Consider the following 26,452-nt stretch of genomic DNA (forward strand, 5'->3'; position numbering starts at 1 on the left):
ACACAAGGCAGTACTAAAAATCATACTTTATAGCCTAGTTTAGCATTGAAACATTTCTAAAAATACGTAATTTTACCCATAGATTACTACTGACCGAGAAACTTTTTATAATGACAACAATAAAGCGGAAAGTTTTTGCATGAACGATTGTTCACATAATTCATCCCTGCACTGTGCCGTCTGTAGGGCAAGCAATGCACATTTGCTGGAAGGCCAGCTGGATAATATCGTCGCCGAAAGCAGTCTGAGAAAAAAATGCCTCGATTTTAAAAAAGGGGAACCCGTTTTTCTCGAAGGCGATGCTTGTGAAGGTGTCTATTGCCTGAAAAAGGGTGTTGTCGCCATTCGTAAATATGGCAGCGATGGTACATCTGCTGTGATGAAACTGATTTTTCCGGGACAAAATTTTGGCTATAGGTCTGTCTTATTTGGCAAGCCTCATAAAACATCTGCTGAAGCCCTGACGCCTGTCTCCCTCTGTATGCTCAGCAAATATGACGTTAAAGCTGCCATTGATAAAAACCCCAAGGTTCGCCAAGACCTGATCAATCTCATTGAGCAGGACTTAGGCGCAATGGAAGAAAAGTTACTTTTAACTGTGACTAAAACCATTCGTAGTCGTTTTGCATTTTTGCTTTTTACAATGTCGAAACATATCGACCCAGATGCAAATACAGTAACTTTCCATTTGCCTGTCAGCAAAAAAGACCTCTCCAACATTACGGGGATCACGGTAGAAAGCCTGTCGCGCCTTCTAAAAAAGTTTAAGTCACTCAATCTCATTGATGAAAAGAAGGGGCTTATCACCATTTTGGACCGGGAAGCCTTGCACGATATGATTCAGGAAGACTGAAGCTACTTTAAAAAGGAGCATTGCATTGGTGTGTTAATATGCTACATTCCTCTAGATGTAACATTATAACATGACAATTCAATGCCGCTTCTATATCGTTTTTTCCTGACCTGCCTCTTTTTTGCCTTGGCTCAGACCTCAGCCAAGGCTCATCCTCATTCGTGGATTGATTTGGAAACCAGCCTGATTTTTAATGATCAAGGGCATGTGATCGGCTTGTGGCAAGGTTGGTTATTTGATGATTTTTATTCTGCCTTCACACTTGAAGGCATGGTTCCGGACAAAAATGGTAAATATGATCAAAAAGCCCTCAATAGCCTTGCAGAAACCAACCTGAAAAACCTATCGGAATACTCTTACTTCACATTCATCCATAAAGACGGGGAAAAACCCGCCTACCAACCTGTTCGCGATTATAAAACCTTTGTCGAAAATAATCGTTTATGGATGGAATTCAGCGTCATGCTGCAAGAACCGATTGATCCCAAAGCCCATAAAATCGATTACGCCGTCTATGACCCAACCTATTATGTCGAAATTCTACATGCCGCCACTGGAGACCCAGTACAACTCAGCGGCAAGGGCGCATTGGGATGCAGTTACCGTTTAAAGAACCCTGAACCGCCCAAGGAAATGAGCCTCATGGCAGCAGCAATGGACAAGTCAGAAAGCGCCGGTGACGGTATCGGTATTTATTTTGCCCAACATGTCGAAATCTCATGCCAATAATCCTCTTTCTTTTTGTCTTCCTGCTTTTTCCTGTTGATGCCTTTGCGAACGAGGCTGGCTATTGGTCAGAAATGATCTTCTACATTCGCACCCAACAACAACTTTTCCACCGTGAAATGGCTGGGGCTATTCGCGCCATTCAGGATGGCGGGATCCATGCCATCTGGGCCATGATCACCATCAGTTTTCTTTATGGGGTCTTTCACGCCGCAGGTCCCGGTCATGGCAAAGCGGTTATCGGCACTTATCTTCTCAGCCACGAAAGCAAGTTGAAAAAAGGCATAGCCCTCTCTTTTGCATCCGCTTTTGTTCAAGGATTAAGTGCCATAATACTGGTTGAAGGATTGGTGGGTATCATTGGCCTTTCCCGATCCGATGCAAAAGATGCTGTTCCCATGCTGGAAATGGTCAGTTTCGGCCTCATCGCCCTGATTGGGTTGGTCTTGGTGAAACGCGGGGGGCAAGCGTTATGGCGACTCAATCGCTCTCATCATCATGAACATGAACATGAGCATCACCATACACACGAACATGACCACCACCATAGTGACCATGTCTGCACGACCTGTGGTCACAGCCACGCCCCCGACCCTTCGCTTTTAACACCAAAAAGCAGTTTAAAAGATGTTCTCGCCATCATCTTTTCCGTTGGTATTCGCCCGTGCAGCGGTTCCGTCTTGATGTTGATTTTTGCCGAGCTCATCGGCTTGAGATTTGCCGGGATTGCCGCAGTTATGGCGATTTCGCTTGGGACGGCTATTACGGTCAGCAGCCTTGCCTTTCTCGCCATTTATTTTCGCAAAACAGCCCTCTACATTGCCGAACGCCAAAGTGGATCCTTCATGCAAAACCTATCCCTTATTGCCGCTATCAGCGGGGGAGCATTTATCTTTGCCATCGGCCTGTCCTTGCTCTTGCAAGCCAGCCAGACGAGCCATCCTTTATTTTAGGTCTTACAGTTGGCGCACAGGCCACGAATTTCAACCGTCGTGCTTTTGGTTTTAAACTGACTGGCCTGTGCCCAATCCTGAAGCTGTGTCGAAATCACACTGTCACTAAATTCCGTCACCTGCCCACAGGCTTCGCATATGGCAAAAGCACAAAATCCACTGTGACAGTGAGGATCCCCATGATTACATGCGATAAACGCATTCACGCTTTCCAGACGATGAACCAATTCCATTTCAATCAATTTATCCAAAGCCCGATAAATTTGCAGCGGTGCACGCAAGCCATCTTCACGCAGGCTGTCCAATAACTCATAGGCACTTTGCGGCGTGCTGGATTTTTGCAATCGCCCAAAAACAAGTTCCTGATTTTTTGTTAGTTTCATGTTTAAGAACCCCTTTGAGACGGCATAGATAAACTCAGGACAAACAATAGCATAGCCGCAACCACAACAGAAGGGCCGGACGGCGTATCGTAATGCAACGATAAGAACAAACCACCCACAACAGCCACACCGCCAATCAACGATGACAGCAAAGCCATCATCTCCGGGGAGGGGGCAAATCGCCGTGCTGTCGCCGCAGGGATAATCAACAAAGACGTCACCAGTAAAATACCAACAATTTTAATCGCAATCGCCACAACGGCCGCCATCAATAACATAAAAATCAACTTGCTGCGTTGTGGGTTCAACCTTTCAACCTCCGCCAATTCTTCACTGACACTGGCAGCTAATAAGGGACGCCATGTCAGCCCCAATATGGCCAAAATCACACAGCCCCCGCCATATATCAGGGCAATATCGCCTTTGGAAACCGCCAAAATATCGCCGAATAAATACCCCATCAGATCAAGGCGCAACCACGCCATAAACGCCACCAAGACCAATCCAATCGCCAAAGTGGAATGTGATAAGATCCCCAGTAAGGCATCTGTCGGCAGGGTTTTCTTTTTCTGCAAAAACACCAATAATAAAGACACAAGCGCTGCGATACCAAATACCCCCAGCGTCATTGAAATATCAAACAAAAAGGAAAGCGCTACCCCAAGAAGGGCGGAATGGGCCATTGTATCGCCAAAATAGGCCATACGGCGCCAAACGACAAAGCACCCCAACGGCCCGACAATCAAAGCCAAGCCGACACCCGCGATTAAGGCACGCGTGAAAAAATCATCAAGCATGATCATGGCCTTCCCCTTCATTATGACAATGATCACTGACACTGCCATCCGCATGTAAAACGCGGCCATCCGATAAATGCGTGTGATCATGGTGATGTCGATAAATCGCGATAGATTCAGCCGCACGTGCGCCAAACAGGTCGCTGTATTGTTTACTAGACATCACACTTTGCGGGGTGCCGGTACAACAGACATGACCGTTCAGACACAAAACACGGTCCGTTTTTGCCATCACGACGTGCAGGTCATGTGAAATTAATAAAACCCCGCATCCAGTATCATCGCGAAAACGCCCAATCAGATCATAAAGGGCGGCTTCACCAGCGTAATCCACACCCTGAACCGGTTCATCCAGCACCAGTAAATCCGGTTTTCCAATAAAGGCACGGGCCAGAAGGGCACGCTGGAGCTCTCCACCGGAAAGATGTTGTACCAAGTCATCTGTACGCCCGTTTAATCCCACTTGATCCAACGCATCCTCAATTTGACTTGCATTGTAACGCGCCCCCAATGTCATCAGGCGACGAACGGTTAAAGGCAAAGTCGCATCGACGGAAAATTTTTGTGGAACATAACCGATACTTAAATCAGATTTGCGCCTGGTGCGCCCTTCATCTGCCTTTTCCAACCCGATCGCACATTTTACCGTTGTGCTTTTCCCGGAACCATTAGGGCCGATCAATGTCACGATTTCACCCGGTTTGACATATAAATCCACATTGCGGATCAACCAACGCCCTTGGCGATAAACGCCCGCGCCATCCAATGCAATCAGGTCCTGCTGTTGGGTATTCAAGGTAGATCACCTTCTCATTTTTTTCTGCTTGATCGGTCTTTTAGCATACGTTATATCATTACGTAAATATTGTTATAATATAACATTTCATTTAGGACTTCCCATGAAACGCCCTCTCTCTCTTGTCACTGCCCTTGCCTTTGCCACTTTTTCCCTCCCCGCTTTCGCGCTGGATGTTGCCGTCACCATCAAACCGTTACATTCTTTGGTTGCTGGTGTGATGTCTGGTGTCGGTGAACCAACCCTTATTGTGGGAGGTGCAGGTTCCCCCCATGATTATCACTTACGCCCATCCGATGCCCAAAACCTACAACAGGCCGATGTTATTTTCTGGATCGGGGACGAGCTGGAAACTTTCATGGAAAGCCCGTTAAAATCTTTGGGTCAAAAAGCCACCGTCGTCGCAATGGAAGATGCTGCCGGTCTTCACATGATTAAAAACCATGACGAGACCGACGACCACAAAGAAGAAGAACATCACGACCACGATGAACATGAACATCATCACGGTGAGATGGATATGCATCTCTGGCTGGATCCCCAAAATGCCAAAGCGATGGTCGGGAAAATTGCCCAAACCCTGATCCAGCGCGACCCGCAACACAAAGCCCAATACAGTGCGAACGCCGAAAAAATGCACGACCGTCTAGACCAAATGGCACATGATATCGGTCATCGACTGGAAAGTATTCACCACATTCCCTTTGTTGTGTTTCATGATGCCTATGCACATTTTGAATACCGTTTTCGTCTGAACATTGTGGCAAACGTCACCTTGTCACCAGAACGTATGCCTGGCGCCAAACATCTGGGCGAAGTCCGTCATACCATTCAGGATTCAAAAGCCGTTTGCGTCTTCAGCGAACCGCAATTCCAACCCAAACTCGTTCATACTGTTATTGAAGGCAGCAATGCAAAAGCTGGACAACTCGACCCGTTAGGGGCCACTCTTGAACCCGGAGCTGATATGTATTTCAAACTTATGGATAATATTGCGACTTCTCTTGAAAGTTGCTTGAAGTCTTGATCTTACATTCTGTCTTTTGAACTCTGAACTTTTTGTATAAGCTAGCGTCCTGATCACAAACTGGACGCTAGCTTTTTTCATGACGACGCCCCCTGCTCTTGATTTCCACAAATTGCCCCCGCAAGAAAAAGCACAACTGCTTTTTCAAAAAGCCGTGCGCCTGCATGAAGCCAACCAACTGGACGAAGCTCTTAAATATTACACACAGTGCACCCAGATGGATGCAACCTTTGCTGATGCCTATAACAATATGGCGGTGGCCTTACGTAAACTAGGACGTTTTTCTGCAGCCCTGACCTGTTACAAACGATCCCTTGCCATACGCCCAAATCATGGAGCGACCTATTCCAATATGGGCAACGTCTTGAATGATCTTGACCGCGTAGAAGAGGCCCTTGCAGCCCATACAAAAGCCATCGAGCTGATGCCAAATGATCTTCTGTATCTTTATAACACCGCCTTGGTCTTGCGCGATGCGGGGAAATGTCAGGATGCCATCACCCTCTTCAATAAAATTCTAAAAATCGACCCTAATTATAAGAATTGCCGTTGGGACCGTGCGCTCACTTATCTGATGTCCGGTGATTTCGAAACCGGTTTTGGTGAATATGATGCCCGTTGGTCCCTTGATCGCAGCCCGCCCCGCACCTTCACCCAACCACGTTGGAATGGTGAGGCCTTAACCGATTGCACATTATTCATTCACCGTGAACAAGGCTTTGGTGATGCCATCCAATTTGCTCGCCTGCTTCCCACCCTTAAAGAAAAATTCGGCGGCACCATTATTTTAGAAACCCCGCCTGAGCTAATGCGCCTATTTGAACAAATTGACGGGGTGGATCAATTGGTCCTCAGTGGGCAGGTGCCCCCTGCATTTGACTTCTGGGTTCCATTGATGAGCTTGGGGCATATTCTGGGTATTCGTGAAAACTACATCCCCGGCACACCACCTTATTTACACAAACCGGACAAACACCCCCTTCAACTTCGCCCTGCACCCAAGGGGGGGATGAACATCGGCATTGTCTGGGCTGGCAGTCCAACCCATCAGAATGATCGCAGACGATCTGTTCCTCTTGACCTCTTTCTCCCGCTGGCCAATGATCTACACACCACATTGCTCAGCCTGCAAAAAGGGCCTGCCTGCAAAGATTTGATTACGACAGGGGCCAATTGCATGATCATCGACACAGGCAAAGATTTAAAAGATTTTGCCGATAGTGCCGCACTTATCGACCAACTGGACCTTGTTGTCACCGTCGATACCTCTGTGGCTCATTTAGCCGGGGCTATGGGCAAAGAAGTCTGGGTCTTATTGCCGTTCACCCCCGATTGGCGCTGGATGTGGCACAGAAGCGATAGCCCATGGTACCCCAATATGCGCCTTTTCAGGCAGGATCACCCTGGTGATTGGGAAGGTTGTTTCAGAAAACTTTATCGCGCGCTGGATGAAAAACGTCTGCGCCTGATGCGCAATAGAGATACCGACCCCGCATAACCATAGATTATCACACGCTGCGAAAGACGTAACTTGCAGTCGCGCAACGCCCTATTTTACAAGACATATCCCCCTGTCAAACGGGAGATTGCATTTACAATTTCATTTTCTTGCATGATAATTTTCCCTTAAGAGAATTTCTGTATAATGCAGAAAGGCTTGAAAGAGGTAAGATAAAGATGTCCGACGGCGGGACCATCAAAAAATTTAAAGACGGCGAAATTATTTTTAATGAAGGCGAAGCCAGCGGCGCTGCCTATGTCATCATTAAGGGTGCTGTTGAGCTGACCAAAAACAGCAAACACGGTGCCGTGCGTCTTGCCAACTTGAAAGTTGGTGAGCTATTTGGTGAAATGGGCATCATTGACGCAAGCCCCCGCAGTGCCACAGCCCGTGCCGTCGGGCCATCGACACTCAAAGAAATACAGCCGGAAAATTTGCTGAAAGGCATTCAAACCGATCCTGACCTTTCCTCCAAAGTCATGTCAAAACTGGTGGAACGCCTGCGCGCTGCCGATGAAATGCTGGCCAAAGCAGGCATTTCATCCAAAGTCACGTCGCCCTCACATGACCCCACAAAACCTGCTGGTGGTCCGCAAAAGAAAAAAGGATTCTTTTCACGCTTATTCAGTGCAGACAAAGGGCGTCAGGCCACATTTGAAATTTTGCTCGCCGATTTTCATGATGACCCGGACAATCAAATCACCGAAGCCTTCTTTGAAAGCTTGAAAACATTAGCTCAACGTTTGAGCGGTACACATATTAATATCCGCCGCACCGAATCGCCTTTTGCCTTGAATGATTTCAATGACAACCCAATGGTTTGGGGACAGATGAAATCAACCGCCCAGCGCTGGCTCAACGAACTGGATGGTGACCTGCTGGTCTGGGGACAGGCGCGAAACAATGCCCAAACCGTTCACTTGCGACTGGCACAGTTACACCCTTTGCGCCACGAACGCGCCGGCAGCATATTGCCCTGCGATGGCATTGATATGCCCAGCGAACTGGACGATACCCTTGCCCCTTACCTTTACGGTGTTGTTCTTGCAGGCCTGATCCCGTCCAATAAAACCCAACTCGAATGTATGGAAAGCTTGCTGGAAAGCGCGTTAAGCGATGCGCGTCCCGCCTTGCAAAAACGCATGCGTGAATTAAAAACACCGCAACAAGCCCGCTTTGAAACCGGACTGGCCAACCTGATGGCCTCTTGCGGGTATTTCACAAAAAAAACCATCTATCTGAAAGAAGCTGAAGAAACCTATCTCAAGGTTTTACGCTCCATCCGGCGTGGCTCCGGCGATCTGTGGGAAGGGATTGTCCATCGCCATCTTGCCTATACGCAAAACAGCTGGTTTGAAATGGGTGGGGAGAAAAACCTGCTTGAGGCGGCTATTGAATCTTTACGCGAAGCCAGTCGGGTCTTTGAAAAAAGCGCCTTTCCAACCGAATGGGCGGATCTACAGGCCATGATCGGGCAATTGCTTTACAAAAAAGATCAAATTGGGGATGACGATAACGCCCTTCAGGAATCGATCTCGGCTTATCAAAATGCTTTGCAGGTTTTTACAGCTTCCGCCACCCCGCAACGCTGGGGGGAAGCCAAACATCACCTGGCCCGCGCCCTGCAATTGTTAGGCAGTCAGCGCGGTGATCTGGATATGATTGCCCGCTCTGCCGAGGCTTGCCGCGAAGCCCTTGCTGTGCGCAGCAAAACCCATACCCCCATGTTGTGGGCCGCAACGCAAAATAATTTGGGGTCCGCCTTGTTTATGCTCTGTCAAAAAACAAGGAAACCGGAAACTGCCGATGCCGCCGTCAAAGCGTTTCAGGCCGCCTTAGACGTTTACGAAGCCCGCAAAGCAACTAAATTGGCACAAGTGACCCAGAAAAATCTAACACGCGCACAAGAAGTCGCCATTGATCTTGGCCCCTTGCTTGAAACACAAGATCCAACAAACACAGAGAATTTCACACTGGAAGACTTTGATGACAGTACCGAAACAGCGGCTGAAGAGGAGACATTGCGCGAAGAATAAAATTATAAAGACGCAAAATTGTCCCTGAAGGTGCGCTTTCTCTAAAAGCAACAAAACCCCAAGGCGTTAACCTTGGGGTTTTGAAAGTGGCGCGCCCAGAAGGAGTCGAACCTCCAACCGCCTGATTCGTAGTCAGGTACTCTATCCAGTTGAGCTATGGGCGCTTATTTTATTTACCGTCCCGGAAGAACCGTTGGGCAACCCCTTGTGGGGTGGCGCGGAAAGTAGCGATATGAAGGTCATCGGTCAAGAGGAAAAATGCACTTTTTTTCAAAAAAATTACATTCTGGGTTAAATATCCTTAGGAGATTGCAAAAAAACACAAATACGCCCTTGTCGCCTATGGTTTATTTAGGGTAAGATTTGCCCGCATTTAACTGGGGGGAACCAAGGGCTTACCTCAGGGGAAATCAACAAATCATAGAGTTCGGTAGTATCCTCTGCCGAATTTGAGACTTAAAACAAAGGTAGCCGTACACTATGGTTCTTAAGTGGTCAAAGGCAGGGATTGTTGTAACAACGCTCGCGTTGTCTGCGTGCTCTTTTACAGAAGAGGCATTATGGCCTTCCCTGACAGGGGAAGACCCGGCAGAAAACACTGCTACGTCTGAACAAGCTGCGCAAGGTGACGCAGCTAGTCAATCAATTGCCAGCACGGGTCAGCCCGTCCTCGGTACAACGAATTTCGATCCCGCCCCTGTGACACAGGGTGAAGCAACGGGCACGTTTGTTGGCAAAAAAGTCGTGAGCATGCGCGGTGAACTGGCACAGTTGATCGACCAGATCCGCGTCCACAACGGCGAATTGCAGGCATTACGTGGGAAAACGGTTCAGGATTCGCAACGTTATCACGGCACCGTCGCCGCCATTAACGCGCGTTTACAGGTCGGCACCACCCCCGGTAACCCGATCCTGGTTCAACAATTCAACAGTTCACTGAGCGATCTGGATCGTATCAGCAGCGACATTGCGCAAATGAGCTCTCTGGCACAAAAAGTCGCCGAAGACTCTGCCATGTCAGCTTATATGCTGGAATCTGTTCAGTCTGCTTTCGGTTTGTCCGGTGCCGTCGATGAAGATCATCGTCAGTTGGCAATTTTGCAGGACGAGGTCAATCAAACCGTTGTTTTGATTGAACGCCTCCTCAAAGAAGTCACCGAAGATGTACGTCGCCAAACAAACTATGTTGCTGCTGAACGCGCCAACCTGAACGCACTGGCTGCTGGCGTCAAAGCCGGTGAAATTTACGGTGCATCCCTGTCCAACCGCATGAGCGGGACAGCAACAGGCATTACATCCAGCATTACACGTCCAAGCTTCCAACGCAGCGCGCTGCCGACAAACCGTCGTCCGCTTGTTGTCATTCGCTTTGACCGTAATAAAGTCAACTATCAGCAAGCGCTGTACACAACTGTCAGTCAGGTTCTTGATCGTCGCCCTGATGCGACCTTCGATCTAGTGGCCATTACACCGCAACAAGCTGCGGTCGGGCAACAAGCACTCGGCTCCACACAAGCGCGTCGTCAGGCAGAACAAGTTCTGCAAAGCCTGACTGAAATGGGCCTTCCGCCTAGCCGCGTAGCCTTAAGTGCAAGCACAAGCCGTACGGCACAGTCTAACGAAGTACATCTATACTTGCGCTAAGACAATTGACCACACGTAAAAAAGCCGATCCGATTAAAAAAATACGGGTCGGCTTTTTTATCTTCTTTGACTTGACCGATCGTTCAAGTTATTAGAAGGGGCATTTTACGTAGAAAATTGAAGGTAAGTCATGACCTCCTTGGAAGACGATATCGTTTCAGAAGTAGTTTCGTGGGCTGAAGTCCATAAAGATACACGTGCCCTTGCCCGTCAAATTCATAAAAAGGGTACATTCAAAGGCATTATCGCGATCACACGCGGCGGCCTGATCCCGGCAGCTATTATGGCCCGTGAGCTGGGTGTTAAACTGATCGAAACCGTTTGCGTCGAGGCTTATCGCGACGATGCCGCAGAATTGAGCGGTTCCGTCAATGTCATGAAAGAAGCCAGCATGGCGGGTGACGGCGAAGGCTGGCTCATGATCGACGATCTTGTCGATACAGGGACAACAGCCAAAGCCGTGCGCGAAATGATGCCGAAAGCCTTCTTCGTAACCCTATATGCCAAACCGGAAGGTCGTCCTTTGGTTGACAGCTTCGTCAAAGAAGTTGCCCAAGAAACATGGGTCTTCTTCCCTTGGGATACCCAGTTACAATACAGCAAGCCGATCGGAACCGACAAAGGTTGATCGAACGCCCTTTGCCTAAAGAATAAGAAACCTCCGCTCAGACATTACTGTGCGGAGGTTTTTATTGTATGCGCACCCAAAGTGAACCTGCTATACTTCTGATATGAAAATCTGCTTGTTCCTTGTGGCACTTCTTGCGTCTTTTCCGGCATTTGCAAATCCCATTTTACCCGATGGTTTTCGCCTGAAAACCTTTGCCTATGTCCCTGGTGCACGCACACTTGTAGGTGTCCCGGAATTGGGTATCGTCTTTGTCGGGACTCGTGAAACCGCTATTTATGCGATTTTGGATGTAAATCGAGACGGAGAAGCGGAAGAAGTACGCCTGCTCAGTAATAACTTCATTGTCCCAAATGGCTTGGCATGGAAAAACGGTTTTCTCTATGTGATCGAACAGCACCGGCTGGTCCGCTATAAAATCGGCACCCAACTGCCCAAAGAACTACCAGAACCCGAAGTCCTTTTTGATCAATTCCCAAACAAACGCTGGCATGGTTGGCGGTACGGGGTCTTTGGACCAGACGGTGGCCTTTATGTCAGCATTGGCGCACCTTGCAACATCTGCCGCATCCGGGGAATAGAAGGCACCATTTTACGTTTTGATCCCGATACATGGGTCCCCGTTGTCTTTGCCCACGGTGTGCGTAACAGTGTCGGCTTAGCCTTTGATCCCATCACCCGTGATTTATTTTTTACCGATAATGGGGCCGACAATATGGGAGATGACATCCCTGCCGATGAATTAAACCGCGCGCCAGTCGCAGGTTTACATTTCGGTTATCCCTATTTCGGTGGCGGACAATCCCGCATCAGCGACTTTATCAATGAAACACCACCGGCAAATCGCCCCCCCGTTCATGCCTTTCAGGCACACGTGGCTCCATTGGGAATCGAATTTTACACCGGAAACCGTTTCCCCGAACGTTATAATCACGGGCTTTTCGTTGCCCAACATGGTTCATGGAATCGCAGCACCCCTGTTGGGTATCGCATTTCCTTTCACCCCTTTGATGAACGCGGTAATATTTCAGGGGAAGAAGCCTTTATCGACGGCTTCCTTGGTGAAAACGATCACCCCATCGCCCGCCCTGTCGATCTGGAACAATGGGCCCACGGGCGTCTGTTGATTTCAGATGATTCCGAAGGAGCCGTCTTTATTCTTGATTATGAAGAATAAGGGATAACACCAATTACAGGCCCATGCGCCATCACTAATCCGCCATAAAGAACAAGGGCGAGAAGCCAACGCCACCATCCAATATGCGGCCAGCCTTTTTTGACGCAATTTTGTAAATCCAGCCAAACCTCCATCCCCATTTTGCATTGTCTTTTCTTATTTAGAGAAATCGGGCCATAAAGACTAAGCCCCCCCATCAAACCAAAAAAGAGAACAGAAGCCACGTCCCCATTGGGTAAAATATGAACAAACGACCAAAGTGCAAAGGCCCAAAAAGCCGGATGTTTCGTCAGGGCAACAATGCCGGGGTGGTCCGGGTCAAAGTTTTTACCACCCAATCCCAAAGAAAACGGATTCGGCTGTGAAAACGTACAAACCAAAAGCAAGCAAACCCAAAACATGACGAATAAGACGGTATGGCGCATCCATTCGCTCATCATCCAAAGTTCGATATAAGGGGCTTGCTGATAGCTATAGATCAACCAAACGAACAAGGCCAGGCTGACCAATCCATAAACGGACATAAAGGTCCGTTCCCCCATTTTCGCCACCACACCATTACGCAGTGGTGCATAGGATGGAATGATATGCGCAGCCAAAAAGACCGCAACACTGAACAAAAGATCCGACATAATCTTTGCAAAGCTCCTTTCGGGTCGTTAGGCTAGGGATACTGATATAAAATAAAGGAAATATTATGGCCAACAATGCTGAACTTGCTGCGAAACTTTTACGCGCGGCATCCAACTTCTTTCGGGCAATTGCAGATCAAAACCCGGAACTGAAAGAACAGATGTTGACCAATGCAGACGCCTGCGAATTAATCGCAGATCGTGTTGAAGTTGACCCCCTTGGTGTACCGGCAGACGAGGCCGAAAGTCCCAACTCCCCCGAACAGCTAAATTAGTTTTCTAAACTGCTGTACGATTTCAGCGTAAATATCGCGTTTAAACGGCACAATCAAATCGACGATTTGATCCAATGCCACCCATTGCCAACGGGCAAATTCCGGGTGTTCTGTTTCTATATTGATGTCGCTATCGTTTCCTTCGAAAGCAAATGCAAACCAGACTTGTTTTTGTCCACGATATTTACCTTTCCAGACTTTCCCGATTAACTCGTCTGGTAAATCATAAGTCAGCCACCCTTCGGTCCGCCCTAAAAAGCGGGCCTTCTTGGTGCCGATTTCTTCTTCAAGTTCCCGCAGTGCTGCCGTTTCGGGATCTTCCCCTTTATCTATTCCACCTTGCGGCATTTGCCATGCATCCGGCGTATCCAGCCGCTCTGCCACAAAGACTTTACCTTCAGAATTAATCAGACAAATTCCGACACAAGGACGATAGGGTAAATCCTTTTTTTTCTTCTTATTGACCATTTCAGGATTTTTGCCTTCCCGCCAAGAAACTCATAGGGGTCAATTGCACACCTTGGTCTTGCAAGCTCCCGGCCCATGTCTTCAAACTTTCCAGACTATTGGGGGTCGCATGCATCATGGCAACCGTCATACCTTGATTTTTAGCGACCGCTGCCAATGTTTCAAGTTGTGCCCGTATCCGTGTTTGGGGCACATCAGTCTCCACCTTAGTGTTGGCGATTGCGCGGGCCAACTGCATTTGGTCTGCCATTTCCAACGAAACACTTCCTTGTGCTGTGCGGGGGTCCATAAAAAACAGACCACGGGCTTTCAATTCCCCCAACACCGGGGCCATCGCTTTGGCATCACGTAAAAAACGTGTTCCAAATTCACCGATAAATCCGGTATAGCCTTGCGCCTGTCCCATAATCAGGCTTAATAATTTCAGGTTCTCGTCCGGCTTTTTTGAAGTCATCATGGCCAATGGCCCTGGGTCATCCACCGGGAAACTTTCCGCTTCCATCGGTAATTCCAATAAAACCTCATGCCCCATTGCACGGGCTTTTTCCACCCATTGTTTCACCCCTCGTCCATAGGGGCTAAAGGCCAGTGTTGCATCTGCCGGTGCATGATCGATGACGGCTTGCGTCAAACTTTCACTCATACCCAGCCCCGTGATGACAAGACCGATCATGGGTTTACTTGGATCACCACCAAAGGGACGGGCATATGTTTTCCAGGATTCACGACCATCTTCTGAAATAATCGGCAGCAAACCTTCTTGTGTTTGTTCCAACAACTTCCCGTCGACACCTTGGGCAGGCCCTTGTGCGGCCTTTGGGGTTCCCAACCCAGCTACGGCCTGCGGCAAAACAGCCGGGATCATAACACCGACCTCACCAACAGCGGCTGTTGATAACGGTGCGTCCAGGTTTTCTGCGTTATAGCCCCCCATATTCCCACCCATAGGAGCTGGATTAGATGGAGCATTCGACAAGGCAGCGCCAGCTGTCAATTTACCAGTTGCAGCAGCACCTGCTGTCAGTTTTGCGCCCCCCGTCACACCGCCTGCCGTCAATTTTGTTTGCGGTGTCAAACCGGATGTTGCCTGTTGTTGCAGGGCCAAACCAACCGCTGTTCCCACACCACCGGATTTTGTTGCTTCGGCCTCTGCCATGTTCGCATCATCGCCATCAGACATAAAATACCATGTCCCACCGCCGATAGCCGACAGCCCCAACAATGCCGCAACACCAACGATCGCCAGCTTTTTTTTGTCTTTCAGCAGCTCTTTAAATTTGGATGCCCCACCGCCTTCATCATAATCAAAATCGTCTTCGAGATCGAAGTCATCATCATAATCTGTGGGGGCGGGAACGCCGCTTTCCCCACTGGGCATATCGTCATCTTCATCCAGATCAAAGTCGTCGAGAGTGTCGTCGGCCATGTCAGTTACTTTCCATTATTCTTCCGTGGTACGCGGCATTTCAGAATAAAGGGCAATCCCGGCAATCAGGTCGAGCGCACGACTCAGCTGATAATCTTCCGGTTTTTCTTCTGCCTTATCCTTACCGTTACGTTCGGCTTCAACTTTCTGTTGTCGTTCTTCTGCATTCTCATCCGTATTTTCAAGAGAGCCACGTAAATCCGCTTCGCGTGTTCCCGCACCAGTACCTATTTTTTCAATACGGGCAATTTCAACCTTAATATCGGGCTCGATCCCAACCGCCTGAATAGAACGCCCTGATGGCGTGTAATAACGCGCCGTTGTCAAACGCATTGCCCCATTGGTCCCCATCGGAATAATGGTTTGAACGGACCCTTTGCCGAAAGAACGCGTCCCTAAAATCAGGGCACGGGCATGATCCTGTAAAGCGCCGGCAACAATTTCAGACGCAGATGCCGAACCACCATTAATCAACACCACAATCGGCAAACCATCCGCAATATCGCCAGGACGGGCATTAAAACGTTGAATATCTTCTACCCGGCGAGAACGCGTCGAAACAATTTCGCCTTGGTTCAAAAACGCATCCGAAACAGAAATCGCCTGATCCAGTAAGCCGCCCGGATTGTTTCGTAAATCCAGAACAAGCCCTTTCAATCGATCACCCTTTTCTTCATTAAAGGCATCAACCGCTTTTTTCAGACCCAGTTCCGTCTGCTCGGTAAAGCTTGTAATGCGGATATAACCAACATCGCCTTCCAAACGGTGGCGCACAGACGGCACCTTGATCACAGCACGCGTAACGGTCACATCAAATGGCTTTTCCCCGTCTCTGCGAATCGTCATCGTCATATCGGCACCAACCGGACCGCGCATTTTATCAACGGCCTGATTAAGTGTTAATCCATTGACCGGTTGACCATCCAAATGACTGATTAAATCACCAGCCTTAATGCCCGCTTTAAAAGCCGGTGTTTCATCAATGGGGGAAATCACTTTAATCAATCCGCTCGGGTCCATAGAAACCTGAATACCTAAACCACCAAACTGCCCTTTGGTTTGAACTTGCATATCTTTGAAATGATCGGCATTCAAGAAACTGGAATGGGGATCAAGAGAGCTCAGCATCCCTTGAATAGCGGCTTCTATGATTTCTTGGTCGGTTTTTTCTTCCACGTAATCTGTGCGGACTTTTTCAAAAACATCACCGAACAAGTCGAGAAGTTGATAAGTCTTACTCGGATCATCCTTCTTGACTTCTTGTGCCCCAAGTTGGGTCGCCAACAAAAATGTGCCTAAGAAAGCGATCGTTGTGGAAAATCGAATGGTCATCCTTGCGCCTTTGCATTGCGTTGCCGGATCCATGGCAACGGATTGATCGGTGCGCCATTTTTGCGCAGTTCAAAATAGAGAGGGTCATCATTGGATTTATCCGCCGACATGGTTCCAACAGGTTCTCCTGCCAAAAGCCATTGTCCCACAGATACATCAATACGATCCATCCCAGTCAGTAGTGTATGATATCCTGCGCCATGATCAATGATTAACAGCTGTTTATACCCCCGAAAAGGGCCTGCAAATGCAATTTGACCGTCATAAGTGGCAACAACCCGTGCCCCACGCCGGGTTTGAAAGCTAATTCCCTTGTGTTTGCCCCCCAATTTTTCACGCTGTCCAAATTGCATGACAATTGCGCCACTGGCCGGACGTGTCAAATTTCCTTTGGATTTTGTAATCGGTTTTCCGCTGGGTGGCTTGCCTAGCACAATTTCCAAACCGTTATCATCTTCATCCACTTGTGGTGTATCGGGTTTACGCGGCGGTGTTGCGGCCTTGATTTTAGCTTGGCGTTTTTTCTCACGCTCAATTTCATTTAACAAATTCCGTAATGAATTTGCTTTTTCGCTCAGCTTCGTAATACGTTGTCCTGCCGCTTTACTATCGGCAAGATATTTCACGCTCAGGGCTTTTTTATCCTCAATCAACGCATTCAAGCGGCGGCGTTCATCCTCAAGATCACGATTGGCGAACCCAAGTCGCTTTTTCTGATCTTCCAATTTTTCACGCTTTTGCGCATACCCTTCGACCTCGTTGCGCAAAGCCTCGGCCTGCGCCTGAATATGCGGCACGATCGAACGTAATAAAATCGCACTGCGGACCATATCAGCCGGGGGCTGCGGCAAGGCAATAATGGCTTCGGGCGGGTTCAACGCCATACGCTGCAATGCCATTAAGGTTTCCACAGATTGTCCATGGCGTTCTTCCAGAACTTTTCTGGCTTGCTTTTCTTCAAGGGTAACTTCCGCCAACGCCTTTTCCAAGCGTGTCACATTGGCTTCACGTTGCTGAACAGATTGTGACAGGGCAATCAGTTCGGCCCGCAGGGCGGAGGCTTCTTTTTTGAGTTGTTCAGATTTCAGGCGGAAATCCGTTTTATTTTGCTCACTGGTTTTAATATCGTGCTCAATACGACGCAACTCATCTTGTTGGTTGGCAGCCTCACTGGTAATCGGAATTGCCCATAAGAACAATGCCAAACACCCTGTTAAAGTTTTGCGATATTTATTCCGCTGCACGAAGTCCTGCACCTTTGATCAAAGAAGTCCCCGTCATTTGTGCTGGTTGCGGCAATCCCATCAACTGCAATAAAGTCGGTGCCACATCAGACAGCGCCCCTTCGGACAATTCTTTCACGTCGCCTGGCGCATTGATTAAAATCACCGGCACCGGATTTAGGGTATGTGCCGTATGTGGCTGCCCACTTTTTTCGTCTTTCATCATTTCCGCATTGCCATGATCAGCTGTAACAAACATCGCACCACCGGTCTTTTTGATAGCCGTTTCCAAACGGGCAAGGCAGTTATCAACCGTTTCTGCCGCTTTAATCGCTGCGTCCAAAACACCCGTATGACCGACCATGTCCCCATTGGCGTAATTCACAACAATCAAATCGTATTTTTCACTTTCAATGGCACCAACCAATTTATCGGTTAATTCCGGGGCCGACATTTCCGGCTGCAAATCATAGGTCGCAACTTTTGGGGACGGAACCAAAATACGATCTTCACCTTCAAAGACCTGTTCTTCACCGCCATTAAGGAAGAATGTCACATGTGCGTATTTTTCAGTTTCAGCAATACGCAATTGCTTCAAACCAGCCTCTGCAACCACTTGACCCAGAATATTTTGTAATTTTTCCGCCGGGAACAAGGCCGTCATAAACCCGTTATGATGATTGGAATATTCCACCATGCCTGTTTTAGCAGACCACGAAACCGTCTTTTCACGCACAAAACCGTCAAAAGCTGGATCTGCAAGGGCTGACAAAATTTCACGGGCACGATCGGCGCGGAAATTTGCCATCAACAACGCATCGCCGTCTTCCATTCCGGCATAATCCCCGATAATGGTTGGCAGCACAAATTCGTCTGTTTCGTCTTTGGCATAAGATTGCGCAATCGCTTGATCGGCACTATCGGCTGTTTCACCGGTTGCACAAACCATTGCAACGTATGCTTTGGACACACGGTCCCAACGTTCATCACGGTCCATCGCGTAGAACCGCCCGCTGATCGTCACAATTTTTACATTTGCACAATCGGCAATATCATTTTCAAATGTCGCCACATAGTCACGTGCACTGCTGGGTGGTGTATCGCGTCCATCCAAAAAGGCGTGAATGCGCACGGCTATTCCTTGCGCGTCCAACGTCTTGGCAAGAGCCACCATATGATTTTGCGAAGAATGCACTCCACCTGGTGAGAGCAAGCCCATCATATGACAAACCCCGTCGCTTTTTTTCAAAGAAAGGGCAAGTTCTTTCATCGCATCGGTTTTACCCAATGCATTTTCAGCAACCGCCTTGTCAATACGGGGCAAATTTTGCATCACGATGCGACCTGCACCCAAATTCATGTGACCAACTTCAGAATTCCCCATCTGACCGCTAGGCAAGCCGACATTTTCAGCGGACGCATTTAAGCGTGTTGTCGGGCATTCCCGATAAAGGCGATCCCACGTTGGTGTGTTTGCCAGCGCAATCGCATTGTCATTCTGTTCGCTACGTTCTCCCCAGCCATCCAAAATACAAAGAACGGTCGGGCGGGGTGTCAAAATCTCGGTCATTGTCGGTCTTCAAGTCTGAATAAAAGAAACAGGGGGTGTAATTTATGTGGGTCGCCCCTGCAAAAAAGCCAGCAAAAACGGCTTTTATACGGGAGACGACCCACAAGAATTCATTTCAAATCGAAACGTAACGCGACTTAACGTCCGCCTGCTTCGATTTCTTTCAGGCTCTTTTCAGCACGAAACGCTTTTTCAATCGAGTCTTGTGCCCGTGTTACCATATTTTTCAAGGTATCCACAAACCCACGCATATCGTTGGCAACGTTTGTAAAGGTATCTTCGTACTGGCCTGCCGTTGCAGCCTCAATCGCCATATTAGTCGCGATGGAATTCGACCGGGAGACAACTTCAGCAATGCGTTTTGCCTGATCGTTCAGATACTTCACACCACCATTGTCATCATTGAATTTTTGCAAAGCATAGGCCACCGCATCCATTTCCGTGCTATACTGCGCCTCATCATAATCATATTCAGAACCATCTTCATGATGCCCGTCATATTCTTCATGAGATGCAGCGTCAGCCTGTTCAACGCTCTGTTCTACAGCTTCTGTTTCGTCACCTTCTTCAAACGCTTCAATCTTTTTCATTTCCAGATTGATTTGTTCAAGACGGTTCACCAACTCCCGGGTATATTGGGTCAGGGCGCGGATAGATACACCATAGGTACCCGCACGACCAGCCGCCAATTCTGCATTCAACGACAAGATACGCATGTCTTCAGCGACATCACCTAAGCCTTGAAATGCCTCGAACGTGTTACGGCATTGTTGGAAAAGTTCATGCTGATAGTGCGACACCTGACGGTCTGGCGCATCCAACGTATATGAGCTTAATGTATCTTGCATTTTTATCGCTATGCCCCTTATTGCTGAAAGTCGTTTCTCAATTTATAGGGATTATGCCTCGTTTCGTCAAAACCGCAAATGTCTTTATTGCACAAAAGTGAATAAAGTGACGAAAAAGAATGAAAAAAGGGAAAGGGAACAAATCCCAAGCGTCCGAATTAAACTCACAACGACAGATTTAGGTTAAATTTGAAAATCAGTCCCGATGATAGGGATGACCGGACAGAATCGCATCGGCACGAAACAATTGTTCCGCCAACATTGGGCGCACCAGCATATGAGGCCACGTCATCGCCCCGAAACTGATCAACAGATCGGCACGTTGGCGGACCGTTTCATCCAGACCATCCGCGCCGCCGATAATAAACGCGATATCGCCAACACCCCGGTCCTGCCATTGACCAATTTTACCTGCGAAATCACGGCTTCCCATCGTCTTGCCCCGTTCATCCAGCGCAACAACCACCGCCCCGTTTGGGACCGCATTTAACAACAGATCGGCTTCAGCCTGTTTCAGTTCAGGTCCTGAAAGTTTTTTGCGCACATCCAGTTCTTTGAGAACCGGTGCAGGCCGCATGCGCGCACAATAGGTATCGAAGAGGTCTTTTTCAGGCCCCTTCTTCCACTTGCCCATCGCAATGATATGGCAACGTGCCTGCATGGCACTTAACCGATATGTTCGGAATTTTCTTCGCTGGCCCCGCTTTCCGGCATGGACACATTCCACATCTTTTCAAGATTGTAGAACTCGCGGACTTCAGGGCGGAAAAGATGAACAATCACGTCAAACGCGTCGATCACGACCCAATCGCCTTGTTCTTTCCCTTCGGCAAACAGCCCTTTCAGACCTTCTGCCTTAAGTTTTTCCATCAAATGTTCCGCCATCGCGACAACTTGACGCTGGGATGTACCGGACGCAATAACAAGGTGATCGGCAATGCTGGATTTCCCCGCCAAATCAATGGTAACGATATCTTTCGCCTTGTCGTCATCAAGGGAGGTGACAGCCAATTCCAAAATTTCCTTGGAAGTCATCTGGCCGTTTTGTTTGCGTGCTATGGTCCTAGTCCTTCATTTGTTTTCGAATCTCGCTCGCTGATATCGGCATTCCGCGAATGGGTAAAAAAACCCAGGACGGAGGCGTTTTACCTTTTAAAACAGATGCTTTACGATCAGACAATCTGCAATGTGCAAAACGTTGTGCCGCCAGCGACGACAGCGCCCTTAAAGCATAGGACGGACGGTGAAAAATGGCAATCCCGCAGGTACCAAAGATTTTCTGCCAATCCTTCCAGCGATGAAAGCTCGCCAGATTATCGGCACCCATAATCCAGACAAAACGAATATTGGGATATCGTCGCTTCAATGCTACAAGCGTATCGGCGGTATAGCGGGTGTTGAGTTGCGTTTCAAGTGTTGTAATCTGAATCCGCGAATTGCGCACCACTTTTTGCGCCGAAGCGACCCTTTGGGCAAGCGGTGCCATCCCTTTTGTCGGCTTTAGCGGATTTTGCGGACTGACCAGCCACCAGACATGGTCGAGCTTCAATTTACGCAAAGCCAACTCGGAAATATAAACATGGCCTGAGTGAGCCGGATTAAACGACCCACCCAAAAGGCCAACTGTCATTTTCGTTTGCGGTCCAAAAGACGGAAGTGCCATTCTAAATATTTACGGACGGCACTGACCGTCACCGCGCACCTTATATTTAAAGCTGGTAAGCTGTTCGACACCAACCGGACCACGCGCATGCATTTTGCCCGTGGAAATACCGATTTCCGCCCCCATGCCAAATTCCCCACCATCAGCAAATTGTGTGGAGGCATTCAGGACGCAAATCGCACTATCCACCCGATTGAGGAAGTTTTCCGCCGTTGCACCATCTTCGGTAATGATGCAATCGGTATGATGAGAACCATAGGTGTTGATATGGCTCACTGCCTCATTTACATCCCCCACAACCTTAATAGACAGAATGGCATCGAGATATTCTGTGCCCCAGTCTTCCTCACTTGCAGGTTTAATCCGGCTATCCACGGCGCAAGCTTCCGCATCACCACGCAGTTCACACCCGGCATCAATCAAATCATTGACGATTGCCCCAAGATGGCTATCGACCACGCCACGATTGACAAGCAAGGTTTCTGTCGCCCCGCAAATTCCGGTTCGACGCATTTTGCCGTTTACAACAACCTTGCGCGCTTTTTCCAGATCGGCGGCTTCATCCACATAGATATGGCAAATCCCGTCGAGGTGCTTGAACAAGGGAATTTTCGATTCGCGTGTAATACGTTCAATCAAGCCCTTACCCCCACGCGGGACGATCACGTCGATGACATCGGACATGGTCAACATTTCACCAACAGCGGCGCGATCTGTTGTCGGGATCATTTGAATGCAGGTCTTGGGCAGGCCCGCCTGATCAAGGGCCTCAACCAGACAATCCATAATCGCATGGCTGGAATGAAAGCTTTCCGACCCGCCCCGCAAAATCGCCACATTGCCCGACTTTAACGACAAAGCACCGGCATCCGCCGTTACATTGGGACGGGATTCGTAAATAATGCCGATTACCCCTAAAGGTACGCGCACGCGCGCGATGTTTAAACCATTGGGTCGATCCCATTCAGACATGACTTCACCGACCGGATCAGGCAATTGTGCAATGGCTTCCAACCCTTTGGCCATTGCTTCGACCCGGGCATCATCCAGCATCAGACGATCCAGTAAGGAACTGCTTAGACCCTTTTGCTCGCCGGCTGCCATATCCTTGGCGTTGGCCTGCTTGATCTTATCGGTATTGATGCGCAAAAGCGCAGCTGCTTTTAACAGCGCATCGTTTTTTTGCTCAGTTGGGGCAACAGACAGTTCCAAAGCGGCCGCTTTCGCATTTTGGCCGAGGTCTGTCATGATTGCCTTGATATCTTGAGCTTCTTGCGCTGTCATTGCACTAAATCCTTCAGGTTAAATAAAACGCTCTCTTTATATATAGCTGATATAGAAGAACGTCGAATTTCAAACGGGTTGCTAAAATAAGCATTTCCAATCACGCTGGCAACCTGTATCACAAGCTTATGAGCACACAGACATATACGTACAATTGGAACGCAGACCGCTGGCAGGTCTTTTTACTGGCAGGCTGTCAAGCCATGATGATGAGCGGGTCCAGCCTGATTATGACGCTGACGGCCCTAACCGGGACCTACTTGGCGAAAGATCCAGCAATGGCAACCCTCCCCCTTGCCATCCAGTTTGTTGGTATGATGTGCGCAACGATCCCGGCTTCCCTTTTGATGGGAAAAATTGGTCGAAAGGCTGGATTTTCGGTTGGTTTTTTCATCGGTGTTATTGCTGCTCTTCTCGCCACATGGGGGATTTTTGAAAATTCCTACTGGTTATTTACGGCGGGTAGTTTCGGTCTCGGCATCACCAATGCCTTCAGCCAATATCTGCGTTTTGCCGCAACAGAAGTGGTCGATGCACCCCATCGCCCACAGGCTATTTCCTATGTGATGGCCGGCGGGATCATCGCTGCCTTTTTAGGGCCATGGCTTGCCGCACAAACACGCGATTACTTCGAACCGATTTTATTTGCAGGCGGCTTTGCCTCCCTGGTCGGACTGTATCTGTTGGCGATTGCCATTGTCCTGTTTGTCAAATTTCGTGATCCCGGTGCCCACGATGAAACGCACGGCCCGGCCCGTGCATTAAAAGAAATTGCCCGACAGCCTGTCTTTATTACCGCGGTGCTTTCCGGGGCCATCGGTTACGGTGTGATGAGCTTTGTCATGACCGCAACCCCACTGGCAATGGTGGCCTGCGATTTTGAATTTAACGATGCAGCCTTTGTTATCCAGTGGCACGTGGTCGGTATGTTCCTGCCCAGCTTTTTCACCGGGAAACTGATCACCCGTTTTGGCGTTCTCAATATCATCAGTATCGGGGCAATCTTGAACCTTGGCTGTATGGTATTGGCGCTCAGCGGGATTGACCTGATGAACTTCTGGTTCGGCCTCGTTGCCTTGGGTGTCGGCTGGAACTTTATGTTCGTTGGCGGTTCCAGCCTTCTCACGCAATGCTATCGCCCAACAGAACGTGCCAAGGTTCAAGCCACAAACGATTTTATTGTCTTTGGCACCGTTGCGCTTGGAAGCTTTTCAAGCGGTGCCATTCAAAATGCATGGGGTTGGGATTGGGTCAACATCTCTATCGCCGCTCCCATCCTGATTTCCTTAATCGCGGTTATCTGGCTTGGAATTTTGCGCAAACGTGAAACTGCTACGACCTGATTTGCACAACCACCTTGCCGGTTGATTTACGCGATAACAAAGCTTCATAAGCTTCTTGCACCTGATCCAGTCCAAAAGTCAGGGAGACATGCGGTTTCAGGCTGCCGTCTTCAATCCATCCCATCAATTGCGCAAAGGATGCCCGTAAAGCGTCTGGATCAAGGCTGCGATACGCCCCCCAATGATACCCAATACAGGTGATATTTTTCACCATCATAATATTTGCCGGGATTTGCGGGATATCGCCACTGGCAAATCCGACCACCAAAATCCGCCCGTCCTGTCGTGTCGAACGCAAGGTTTCTGTGAACAGATCACCCCCGACCGGATCATAAGCCACATGCGCCCCAAGACCGCCCGTCAGTTCTTTAATCTTTTCACGTACACCACCTGCACGGTAATCAATTAAATGATCCGCGCCGTGCTCTTTACAAATGGCCAGTTTTTCCGGTCCACCCGCCGTGGCAATCACCGTTGCCCCAACCCGTTTACCGATTTCCACTGCGGTTAGGCCGACACCACCAGCCGCCCCATGCACCACCAGCGTTTCGCCTGTTTTCAAACCGGCTTTCACCACCAATCCATGATGCGAAGTTCCATAGGCCACCGGGATTGCTGCCGCCGTGGTAAAATCCAGATTATCGGCAATCGGGTAAACATCTGATGCTGTTGCCAAGGCATATTCGGCAAACCCGCCCCAGTCCAGCACCGCCATCACCCGCTGTCCAGCCTTGCAGTTTTCAACACCAGCACCAATTGCCTCCACCACACCGGCGCATTCCAGACCGGGGGAAAACGGCAAAGGCGGTTTGACTTGATACTTACCTTTTACAATAAGGCTATCAGCAAAATTCAAAGCGCTCGCTTGCACACGTATTAAGACCTGCCCGGCCCCCGGTTCAGGAATGGCAATATCCGCAATTTCGAGAGATTGATATCCATCCAATGACGTACACAGGGCCGCTTTCATGTAAGAACTCCTTGATCAATGAGGGCGAGCGCGATAGGTAGAGAACACTTTTGTAGCAAGCTTTGAGTTCTGGAGAAAGACACTATGCGCGGATATTTCGGTATTGGCATTCACGGCGTCAACAAACCGTTCAACGTCGGCAATCTGTTTCGCACCGCGCATGCCTTTGGCGCGAGTTTTGTCTATACGGTCGATGCCCAATATACCAAACGCAAAGGCAACAAGGCCGATACCTCCAAATCACTGGAACACACCCCGTTTTATGCGTTCCCCACCTTGGAAGACATGCTCCTGCCAAAAGGCTGCCAGCTGGTAGGTGTCGAACTGACCGAAGATGCCATTGAACTGCCGAGTTTTCGCCACCCGACTCAAGCGGCTTATATATTAGGCCCGGAACGATCCAATTTACCGCAAAGCACGATTGAACGCTGTGATCATATTATCAAGATCCCAATGAAGTTTTGCGTCAATGTCGGGGTGGCCGGTGCGCTTGTCATGTATGATCGGGTTCAAAGCATGGGACGTTTCGCCCCACGGCCAGTTCGCGCCGGCGGCCCAACTGAGGAATTACCTGTCCAGACCAGTCATGGCAGCCCAATTTTTCGCAAAGGCTCCCCCTTTGAAGAGACGCCACCAGGTGTGCCGGAAAAGTGGGATGAGTAGCCTGTAAGCCGCGCATAACTTTAGAACAATTTTCATTCTCAAATCGTTCTTTCATTGTGCGCCGCAACGAATCCACGACATAAATACGCATTCCAATACCGATTTTGTTCGCTCCCCCATCGAAATTGCCTGTTTTTGCCTCTCAGCGGTCATACCACTAGGCCTGAAACCCTTATATTTTCCCTATTTTTAACCGAAATGCGTGGCGGCGATTGACTTCGGCCGTTCGGAGGG

General features: G+C 48.9%; 27 protein-coding genes and 1 tRNA gene. 12 read left to right on the top strand and 16 right to left on the bottom strand.

The window, feature by feature from the left end; genetic code table 11:
• The first annotated feature begins 139 nt into the window (after positions 1-139).
• From ACI0FF_RS16300 to ACI0FF_RS16310, 3 genes are all read left to right on the top strand, one after another.
• Positions 140-853 (top strand): Crp/Fnr family transcriptional regulator, encoded by a 714-nt coding sequence (locus ACI0FF_RS16300; protein ID WP_419797819.1) that lies wholly within the window; start codon positions 140-142, stop codon positions 851-853.
• 81 nt (positions 854-934) lie between these two features.
• Complete coding sequence (locus ACI0FF_RS16305; protein ID WP_419797820.1) at positions 935-1,582, top strand: DUF1007 family protein; 648 nt, start codon at positions 935-937, stop codon at positions 1,580-1,582.
• Entirely contained in the window at positions 1,573-2,532 is a 960-nt protein-coding gene (locus tag ACI0FF_RS16310; RefSeq protein WP_419797821.1) for a nickel/cobalt transporter, read from the top strand. The genes ACI0FF_RS16305 and ACI0FF_RS16310 overlap by 10 nt, the downstream gene beginning before the upstream one ends.
• Here ACI0FF_RS16310 and ACI0FF_RS16315 read toward each other — a convergent pair.
• The 3 genes from ACI0FF_RS16315 to ACI0FF_RS16325 are packed head-to-tail and all read right to left on the bottom strand — an operon-like array spanning position 2,529 to position 4,508.
• Complete coding sequence (locus ACI0FF_RS16315) at positions 2,529-2,915, bottom strand: Fur family transcriptional regulator (RefSeq protein ID WP_419797822.1); 387 nt, start codon at positions 2,913-2,915, stop codon at positions 2,529-2,531. The two genes, ACI0FF_RS16310 and ACI0FF_RS16315, sit on opposite strands and share 4 nt — an antisense overlap.
• 2 nt (positions 2,916-2,917) lie before the next feature.
• Positions 2,918-3,718: a metal ABC transporter permease gene (locus ACI0FF_RS16320; protein ID WP_419797823.1), complete on the bottom strand. Its 801-nt coding sequence runs from the start codon at positions 3,716-3,718 to the stop codon at positions 2,918-2,920.
• Positions 3,705-4,508: an ATP-binding cassette domain-containing protein gene (locus ACI0FF_RS16325; RefSeq protein ID WP_419797824.1), complete on the bottom strand. Its 804-nt coding sequence runs from the start codon at positions 4,506-4,508 to the stop codon at positions 3,705-3,707. The genes ACI0FF_RS16320 and ACI0FF_RS16325 overlap by 14 nt, the downstream gene beginning before the upstream one ends.
• Positions 4,509-4,611: 103 nt before the next feature.
• Between ACI0FF_RS16325 and znuA the strand changes: the two genes are divergently transcribed.
• The 3 genes from znuA (at position 4,612) to ACI0FF_RS16340 (ending at position 9,072) form a co-directional block, all read left to right on the top strand.
• On the top strand, positions 4,612-5,535 hold the full coding sequence (gene znuA, locus ACI0FF_RS16330; protein ID WP_419797825.1) for a zinc ABC transporter substrate-binding protein ZnuA: 924 nt from the start codon (positions 4,612-4,614) through the stop codon (positions 5,533-5,535).
• A gap of 79 nt (positions 5,536-5,614) precedes the next feature.
• Positions 5,615-7,033 carry a tetratricopeptide repeat protein gene (locus ACI0FF_RS16335; RefSeq protein ID WP_419797826.1) on the top strand — a complete coding sequence of 473 codons (1,419 nt, stop codon included), beginning with the start codon at positions 5,615-5,617 and terminating at the stop codon, positions 7,031-7,033.
• A 179-nt stretch (positions 7,034-7,212) separates the two neighbouring features.
• Positions 7,213-9,072 (top strand): cyclic nucleotide-binding domain-containing protein, encoded by a 1,860-nt coding sequence (locus tag ACI0FF_RS16340; RefSeq protein WP_419797827.1) that lies wholly within the window; start codon positions 7,213-7,215, stop codon positions 9,070-9,072.
• A gap of 87 nt (positions 9,073-9,159) precedes the next feature.
• Here ACI0FF_RS16340 and ACI0FF_RS16345 read toward each other — a convergent pair.
• A tRNA-Arg gene (locus tag ACI0FF_RS16345) sits at positions 9,160-9,236 on the bottom strand.
• 316 nt (positions 9,237-9,552) lie between these two features.
• On the opposite strand from ACI0FF_RS16345, the gene ACI0FF_RS16350 reads away from it, so the two are divergent.
• The 3 genes from ACI0FF_RS16350 to ACI0FF_RS16360 all read left to right on the top strand — a co-directional run bounded on the left by ACI0FF_RS16350 (position 9,553) and on the right by ACI0FF_RS16360 (position 12,521).
• Positions 9,553-10,716, top strand: coding sequence for a hypothetical protein (locus ACI0FF_RS16350; protein ID WP_419797828.1), 1,164 nt, complete (start codon positions 9,553-9,555; stop codon positions 10,714-10,716).
• A gap of 130 nt (positions 10,717-10,846) precedes the next feature.
• A complete protein-coding gene (gene gpt / locus ACI0FF_RS16355) occupies positions 10,847-11,344 on the top strand; it encodes a xanthine phosphoribosyltransferase (protein ID WP_419797829.1) in 498 nt (165 codons plus the stop codon).
• Positions 11,345-11,447: 103 nt separating this feature from the next.
• Positions 11,448-12,521 carry a PQQ-dependent sugar dehydrogenase gene (locus ACI0FF_RS16360; protein ID WP_419797830.1) on the top strand — a complete coding sequence of 358 codons (1,074 nt, stop codon included), beginning with the start codon at positions 11,448-11,450 and terminating at the stop codon, positions 12,519-12,521.
• Here the strand turns inward: ACI0FF_RS16360 and ACI0FF_RS16365 are convergent.
• On the bottom strand, positions 12,509-13,153 hold the full coding sequence (locus ACI0FF_RS16365; protein WP_419797831.1) for an NnrU family protein: 645 nt from the start codon (positions 13,151-13,153) through the stop codon (positions 12,509-12,511). The genes ACI0FF_RS16360 and ACI0FF_RS16365 overlap by 13 nt on opposite strands.
• 65 nt (positions 13,154-13,218) lie before the next feature.
• Here ACI0FF_RS16365 and ACI0FF_RS16370 point away from each other — a divergent pair, with 65 nt between their 5' ends.
• On the top strand, positions 13,219-13,428 hold the full coding sequence (locus ACI0FF_RS16370) for a hypothetical protein (protein ID WP_419797832.1): 210 nt from the start codon (positions 13,219-13,221) through the stop codon (positions 13,426-13,428).
• Here the strand turns inward: ACI0FF_RS16370 and ACI0FF_RS16375 are convergent.
• The 10 genes from ACI0FF_RS16375 to ACI0FF_RS16420 form a co-directional block, all read right to left on the bottom strand.
• Complete coding sequence (locus ACI0FF_RS16375) at positions 13,420-13,896, bottom strand: RNA pyrophosphohydrolase (protein WP_419797833.1); 477 nt, start codon at positions 13,894-13,896, stop codon at positions 13,420-13,422. The two genes, ACI0FF_RS16370 and ACI0FF_RS16375, sit on opposite strands and share 9 nt — an antisense overlap.
• A 1-nt stretch (position 13,897) precedes the next feature.
• On the bottom strand, positions 13,898-15,322 hold the full coding sequence (locus ACI0FF_RS16380; protein ID WP_419797834.1) for a divergent polysaccharide deacetylase family protein: 1,425 nt from the start codon (positions 15,320-15,322) through the stop codon (positions 13,898-13,900).
• Positions 15,323-15,337: 15 nt separating this feature from the next.
• Positions 15,338-16,654, bottom strand: coding sequence for a S41 family peptidase (locus ACI0FF_RS16385; protein ID WP_419797835.1), 1,317 nt, complete (start codon positions 16,652-16,654; stop codon positions 15,338-15,340).
• Positions 16,651-17,898: a murein hydrolase activator EnvC family protein gene (locus ACI0FF_RS16390; RefSeq protein WP_419797836.1), complete on the bottom strand. Its 1,248-nt coding sequence runs from the start codon at positions 17,896-17,898 to the stop codon at positions 16,651-16,653. The genes ACI0FF_RS16385 and ACI0FF_RS16390 overlap by 4 nt, the downstream gene beginning before the upstream one ends.
• Complete coding sequence (gpmI, locus tag ACI0FF_RS16395) at positions 17,885-19,447, bottom strand: 2,3-bisphosphoglycerate-independent phosphoglycerate mutase (RefSeq protein WP_419797837.1); 1,563 nt, start codon at positions 19,445-19,447, stop codon at positions 17,885-17,887. The genes ACI0FF_RS16390 and gpmI overlap by 14 nt, the downstream gene beginning before the upstream one ends.
• A gap of 137 nt (positions 19,448-19,584) precedes the next feature.
• Positions 19,585-20,295, bottom strand: a complete 711-nt coding sequence (locus tag ACI0FF_RS16400; RefSeq protein WP_419797838.1) for a chemotaxis protein — start codon at positions 20,293-20,295, stop codon at positions 19,585-19,587.
• Between the two features lie 196 nt (positions 20,296-20,491).
• Positions 20,492-20,956: a 23S rRNA (pseudouridine(1915)-N(3))-methyltransferase RlmH gene (gene rlmH / locus ACI0FF_RS16405; RefSeq protein ID WP_419797839.1), complete on the bottom strand. Its 465-nt coding sequence runs from the start codon at positions 20,954-20,956 to the stop codon at positions 20,492-20,494.
• 5 nt (positions 20,957-20,961) lie between these two features.
• Positions 20,962-21,330: a ribosome silencing factor gene (rsfS, locus tag ACI0FF_RS16410; protein ID WP_419797840.1), complete on the bottom strand. Its 369-nt coding sequence runs from the start codon at positions 21,328-21,330 to the stop codon at positions 20,962-20,964.
• Between the two features lie 28 nt (positions 21,331-21,358).
• On the bottom strand, positions 21,359-21,925 hold the full coding sequence (locus tag ACI0FF_RS16415) for a nicotinate-nucleotide adenylyltransferase (RefSeq protein WP_419797841.1): 567 nt from the start codon (positions 21,923-21,925) through the stop codon (positions 21,359-21,361).
• Between the two features lie 42 nt (positions 21,926-21,967).
• Positions 21,968-23,242 carry a glutamate-5-semialdehyde dehydrogenase gene (locus ACI0FF_RS16420; protein WP_419797842.1) on the bottom strand — a complete coding sequence of 425 codons (1,275 nt, stop codon included), beginning with the start codon at positions 23,240-23,242 and terminating at the stop codon, positions 21,968-21,970.
• Positions 23,243-23,370: 128 nt separating this feature from the next.
• Between ACI0FF_RS16420 and ACI0FF_RS16425 the strand changes: the two genes are divergently transcribed.
• The gene (locus ACI0FF_RS16425; protein WP_419797843.1) at positions 23,371-24,585 is read left to right on the top strand and encodes an MFS transporter; all 1,215 of its coding nucleotides are present in this window, start codon (positions 23,371-23,373) and stop codon (positions 24,583-24,585) included.
• Here the strand turns inward: ACI0FF_RS16425 and ACI0FF_RS16430 are convergent.
• Positions 24,575-25,555, bottom strand: coding sequence for an NADPH:quinone oxidoreductase family protein (locus tag ACI0FF_RS16430; RefSeq protein ID WP_419797844.1), 981 nt, complete (start codon positions 25,553-25,555; stop codon positions 24,575-24,577). The genes ACI0FF_RS16425 and ACI0FF_RS16430 overlap by 11 nt on opposite strands.
• Before the next feature lie 84 nt (positions 25,556-25,639).
• Here ACI0FF_RS16430 and ACI0FF_RS16435 point away from each other — a divergent pair, with 84 nt between their 5' ends.
• Complete coding sequence (locus ACI0FF_RS16435) at positions 25,640-26,218, top strand: RNA methyltransferase (protein ID WP_419797845.1); 579 nt, start codon at positions 25,640-25,642, stop codon at positions 26,216-26,218.
• Positions 26,219-26,452: the final 234 nt, after the last annotated feature.

Origin of the sequence: Terasakiella sp. 4MB5A (genome assembly GCF_050058155.1) — a bacterium.
Classification (GTDB): Bacteria; Pseudomonadota; Alphaproteobacteria; order Rhodospirillales; family Terasakiellaceae; genus Terasakiella; species Terasakiella halodenitrificans.